Raw genomic sequence first — 5,556 nt, forward strand, 5'->3', positions numbered from 1 at the left:
AAAACTTGTTGACACGTATCGGCGAAGGTCTAGAATGCGCCCTCTCGCAACGCAGCAAGCCTTTTTGAAGGCGCCACGGCGCCGGGGTTGAGAGCGGAGCGGGGCAGTTTTCCGGGACGTCTTGTTGAAGGCGGATCGGCGGGCTGGGGCGACGGATCGAAGAAAAAAGCATTTGCTTGATTCGGTTGATTTGTTGCAGACTGGAGGGCCGCCCTGGGGCGGTACCGAAAGTGGGTCAGCGGCGATTTCGAGGAAATCGAAAAAGCAGTTGACAGGGTGTTGGAACGGCGTAGAATACGCGCTCTTGCAACGCTTCAGGCGCAGATCGAGCAACATGGTTTGATCGGTGCAGATGGCAGATCTTTAACAACTTGTAAGTGACTTGTGTGGGTGCTCCTGTGGGGTGGCGTTAAGCCAAGCCCTATAGAGCATCCAAAGCAACAAGCTTGGGATGACTCGCACGATTGGATCAATCGTGCACCAGTTGAGAAGTAATTAAACTGGAGAGTTTGATCCTGGCTCAGATTGAACGCTGGCGGCAGGCCTAACACATGCAAGTCGAGCGGTAACAGGAGGTGCTTGCACCTTGCTGACGAGCGGCGGACGGGTGAGTAAAGCGTAGATATCTGCCTTTTAGTGGAGGACAACCTGGGGAAACCCAGGCTAATACTGCATAATCTCTACGGAGCAAAGCGGGGCTCTTCTATCCTCGCGCTAAAAGATGAGTCTACGTCTGATTAGCTAGTTGGTGGGGTAACGGCCTACCAAGGCGACGATCAGTAGCTGGTCTGAGAGGATGATCAGCCACACCGGGACTGAGACACGGCCCGGACTCCTACGGGAGGCAGCAGTGGGGAATATTGGACAATGGGCGCAAGCCTGATCCAGCCATGCCGCGTGTGTGAAGAAGGCCTTAGGGTTGTAAAGCACTTTAAGCAGGAAAGAAAAGCGCCGGTTTAATACACCGAGCGTATTGACGGTACCTGCAGAATAAGCACCGGCTAACTCCGTGCCAGCAGCCGCGGTAATACGGAGGGTGCGAGCGTTAATCGGAATTACTGGGCGTAAAGCGAGTGCAGGCGGTCGCGTGTGTCGGGTGTGAAAGCCCAGGGCTCAACCTTGGAATTGCACTCGAAACTGCGTGACTAGAATATGGTAGAGGAAGACGGAATTCCACGTGTAGCGGTGAAATGCGTAGATATGTGGAGGAACACCAATGGCGAAGGCAGTCTTCTGGGCCAATATTGACGCTGAGGCTCGAAAGCGTGGGTAGCAAACAGGATTAGATACCCTGGTAGTCCACGCCGTAAACGATGAGAACTAGACGTTGGTTGACATAGTCGATCAGTGTCGCAGCTAACGCGTTAAGTTCTCCGCCTGGGGAGTACGGCCGCAAGGTTGAAACTCAAAGGAATTGACGGGGGCCCGCACAAGCGGTGGAGCATGTGGTTTAATTCGATGCAACGCGAAGAACCTTACCTGCCCTTGACATCCTGTGAATCCTCTGGAGACAGAGGAGTGCCTTCGGGAGCACAGTGACAGGTGCTGCATGGCTGTCGTCAGCTCGTGTCGTGAGATGTTGGGTTAAGTCCCGCAACGAGCGCAACCCCTATCCTTAGTTGCCAGCCTTAAGTTGGGCACTCTAAGGAGACTGCCGGTGACAAACCGGAGGAAGGTGGGGATGACGTCAAGTCATCATGGCCCTTATGGGCAGGGCTACACACGTGCTACAATGGCAAGTACAAAGGGTTGCGAACCTGCGAAGGGGTGCCAATCCCATAAAGCTTGTCCCAGTCCGGATTGTAGTCTGCAACTCGACTACATGAAGTCGGAATCGCTAGTAATCGCAGATCAGCAATGCTGCGGTGAATACGTTCCCGGGCCTTGTACACACCGCCCGTCACACCATGGAAGTCGGCTGCACCAGAAGTGGCTAGTCTAACTCTTCGGAGAGGACGGTCACCACGGTGTGGTCGATGACTGGGGTGAAGTCGTAACAAGGTAGCCGTAGGGGAACCTGCGGCTGGATCACCTCCTTTAGAGAACGGCTTTACGTTGTCCCATGGGAGTGCCCACACAAGTCACTTACACGTTAGCGGTCAGTCATGGCGGCGTTGCCGCGATAGCTTTGGGTCTGTAGCTCAGTTGGTCAGAGCGCACCCCTGATAAGGGTGAGGTCGGAAGTTCAAATCTTCCCAGACCCACCAGTTTTCAGGCGACATGACCCTGGGGCTGTAGCTCAGCTGGGAGAGCACCTGCTTTGCAAGCAGGGGGTCAGCGGTTCGAACCCGCTCAGCTCCACCATTCGAGATCAGAACAAACGATTGATCGTTTGTTGTGATTTCGATCACCGCTCTTTAACAATCGGATTGTAATCGAACACTGTATTCTTTTAGCGAAGAATATATGAGTTGCTCATAGACTTTGAGCGCGGAAGCGCTTGAGGTTATATGACCAAGTGACCAAGCGCACACGGTGGATGCCTTGGCGACAGAAGGCGATGAAGGACGTAGCAGCCTGCGATAAGCTTCGGTGAGTCGGCAAACAGACTTTGACCCGGAGATTTCCGAATGGGGAAACCCACTTGCTGCGAGGCAAGTATCCCATGGTGAATACATAGCCATGGGAGGCAAACTCGGGGAACTGAAACATCTAAGTACCCGAAGGAACAGAAATCAATTGAGATTCCCTGAGTAGCGGCGAGCGAAACGGGAGCAGCCCTTAAGCTTCGATTGTTCTAGTGGAAGTGTCCAGGAAAGGCACGCCATAGAAGGTGAAAGCCCCGTACACGAAAGGGCATTCGAAGTGAAATCGAGTAGGACGGAGCACGAGAAACTCTGTTTGAACATGGGGGGACCATCCTCCAAGGCTAAATACTCTCTGTCGACCGATAGTGAACCAGTACCGTGAGGGAAAGGCGAAAAGAACCCCGGTGAGGGGAGTGAAATAGAACCTGAAACCGTGTGCGTACAAGCAGTCAGAGCCTGTCTTCGGATGGGTGATGGCGTACCTTTTGTATAATGGGTCAGCGACTTACTTCTCAGTAGCAAGCTTAACCGGATAGGGGAAGCGTAGGGAAACCGAGTCTTAATAGGGCGACGAGTTGCTGGGAGTAGACCCGAAACCGGGCGATCTATCCATGGTCAGGGTGAAGGTCGGGTAACACCGACTGGAGGCCCGAACCCACTAATGTTGAAAAATTAGGGGATGAACTGTGGATAGGAGTGAAAGGCTAATCAAGCCCGGAGATAGCTGGTTCTCCTCGAAAGCTATTTAGGTAGCGCCTCGTGTATGACTGCCGGGGGTAGAGCACTGTTTCGGCTAGGGGTCTCATAAGAGATTACCAAACCGAGGCAAACTCCGAATACCGGCAAGTTTAAGCACGGGAGACACACTGCGAGAGCTAACTTCCGTAGTGGAAAGGGAAACAACCCAGACCGCCAGCTAAGGTCCCCAAGTCATGGCTAAGTGGCAAACGATGTGGGAAGGCACAGACAGTCAGGAGGTTGGCTTAGAAGCAGCCATCCTTTAAAGAAAGCGTAATAGCTCACTGATCTAGTCGGCCCGCGCGGAAGATATAACGGGGCTAAAGCCATGCACCGAAGCTGCGGACTTGTCATTCATGGCAAGTGGTAGAGGAGCGTTCCGTAGGCCGTGAAGGTGAACCGTGAGGTTTGCTGGAGGTATCGGAAGTGCGAATGCTGACGTGAGTAACGATAAGGCAGGTGAAAAACCTGCCCGCCGAAAATCCAAGGTTTCCTGCGCAACGCTATTCGGCGCAGGGTGAGTCGGCTCCTAAGGCGAGGCCGAAAGGCGTAGTCGATGGGAAACGGGTTAATATTCCCGTACCTCGCTTAACTGCGATGGGGTGACGAAGAAGGTTAGGCTGGCCGGGTGATGGTTGTCCCGGTTTAAGCTTGTAGGCAGGTCTTCCAGGCAAATCCGGAAGGCTAATGCCGAGAAGCGATGACGAGTGCCCAAGGGCGCGAAGCAGTTGATACCAGGCTTCCAGGAAAAACCTCTAAGCTTCAGGTTAAGCAGACCGTACCCCAAACCGACACAGGTGGATAAGGTGAGAATCCTAAGGCGTATGAGACAACTCGGGTGAAGGAATTCGGCAAAATGGTACCGTAACTTCGGGAGAAGGTACGCCCCTGTTAGGTGAAGGCCCTTGCGGTCTGAGCTGAAAGGGGCCGCAGAGACCAGGTGGCTGCGACTGTTTACTAAAAACACAGCACTCTGCTAACACGTAAGTGGATGTATAGGGTGTGACGCCTGCCCGGTGCCGGAAGGTTAAATGATGGGGTTAGCTTTACGCGAAGCTCTTGATTGAAGCCCCGGTAAACGGCGGCCGTAACTATAACGGTCCTAAGGTAGCGAAATTCCTTGTCGGGTAAGTTCCGACCTGCACGAATGGCGTAACGATGGCCACACTGTCTCCACCCGAGACTCAGTGAAATCGAAATTGCTGTGAAGATGCAGTGGTCCTGCGGCAAGACGGAAAGACCCCGTGCACCTTTACTACAGCTTTGCACTGGATCTTGAATATTTTTGTGTAGGATAGGCGGGAGGCATTGAAGCGTTGGCGCTAGCCGGCGTGGAGCCACCCTTGAAATACCGCCCTGAAATGTTCGAGGTTCTAACCTGGGTCCCTTATCGGGATCAGGGACAGTGTATGGTAGGTAGTTTGACTGGGGCGGTCTCCTCCTAAAGAGTAACGGAGGAGTGCAAAGGTACCCTCAGCACGGTCGGAAATCGTGCAACGAGTGTAAAGGCAAAAGGGTGCTTGACTGTGAGACCGACGGGTCGAGCAGGTACGAAAGTAGGTCTTAGTGATCCGGTGGTTCTGTATGGAAGGGCCATCGCTCAACGGATAAAAGGTACGCCGGGGATAACAGGCTGATTCCTCCCAAGAGTCCACATCGACGGAGGAGTTTGGCACCTCGATGTCGGCTCATCACATCCTGGGGCTGAAGCAGGTCCCAAGGGTATGGCTGTTCGCCATTTAAAGTGGTACGCGAGCTGGGTTTAGAACGTCGTGAGACAGTTCGGTCCCTATCTGCCGTAGGCGTTCGAGATTTGAGAGGATCTGACCTTAGTACGAGAGGACCGGGTTGGACGTACCTCTGGTGTTCCGGTTGTCACGCCCGTGGCATTGCCGGGTAGCTACGTACGGAAGGGATAAGCGCTGAAAGCATCTAAGCGCGAAGCCCACCTCAAGATGAGATCTCGCTAGCTCCTTGAGAGCTCTTAAGGGTCGTCCGAGACGAGGACGTTGATAGGCCAGGTGTGTAAGTACGGCAACGTATTCAGCTGACTGGTACTAATCGCCCGTGAGGCTTGGTCATATAACGCTCAAGCGCTTCTGCGCAGAGCCAAGGCAGTGTTCGATTACAAACCCGATTGTTCCAGTTTGCCTGGCGGCCATAGCGTGTGGGAACCACCCGAACCCATTCCGAACTCGGAAGTGAAACCGCTCAGCGCCGATGGTAGTGTGGGGTCTCCCCATGTGAGAGTAGGTCACCGCCAGGCTCCAAATGAAAAGCCCCGTCGCAC

Annotated in this window: 2 tRNA genes and 3 rRNA genes; all 5 read left to right on the forward strand. The window is 53.8% G+C overall.

Annotated features, from left to right (window positions below):
* The first annotated feature begins 497 nt into the window (after window positions 1-497).
* The 5 genes from ACS8Y6_RS18210 to rrf all read left to right on the forward strand — a co-directional run bounded on the left by ACS8Y6_RS18210 (window position 498) and on the right by rrf (window position 5,532).
* Window positions 498-2,039, forward strand: a 16S ribosomal RNA gene (locus ACS8Y6_RS18210).
* A gap of 91 nt (window positions 2,040-2,130) precedes the next feature.
* Window positions 2,131-2,207: transfer RNA gene (locus ACS8Y6_RS18215), tRNA-Ile, on the forward strand.
* Window positions 2,208-2,228: 21 nt separating this feature from the next.
* Window positions 2,229-2,304 (forward strand) — tRNA-Ala (locus ACS8Y6_RS18220).
* A 148-nt stretch (window positions 2,305-2,452) separates the two neighbouring features.
* Window positions 2,453-5,348, forward strand: a 23S ribosomal RNA gene (locus ACS8Y6_RS18225).
* A gap of 68 nt (window positions 5,349-5,416) precedes the next feature.
* Window positions 5,417-5,532 (forward strand): 5S ribosomal RNA (gene rrf, locus ACS8Y6_RS18230).
* Together the 16S, 23S and 5S rRNA genes with 2 tRNA genes alongside form the textbook arrangement of a ribosomal RNA operon.
* Window positions 5,533-5,556 lie beyond the last annotated feature (24 nt).

Origin of the sequence: Salinisphaera sp. RV14, assembly GCF_052044135.1 — a bacterium.
GTDB lineage: Bacteria > Pseudomonadota > Gammaproteobacteria > Nevskiales > Salinisphaeraceae > Salinisphaera.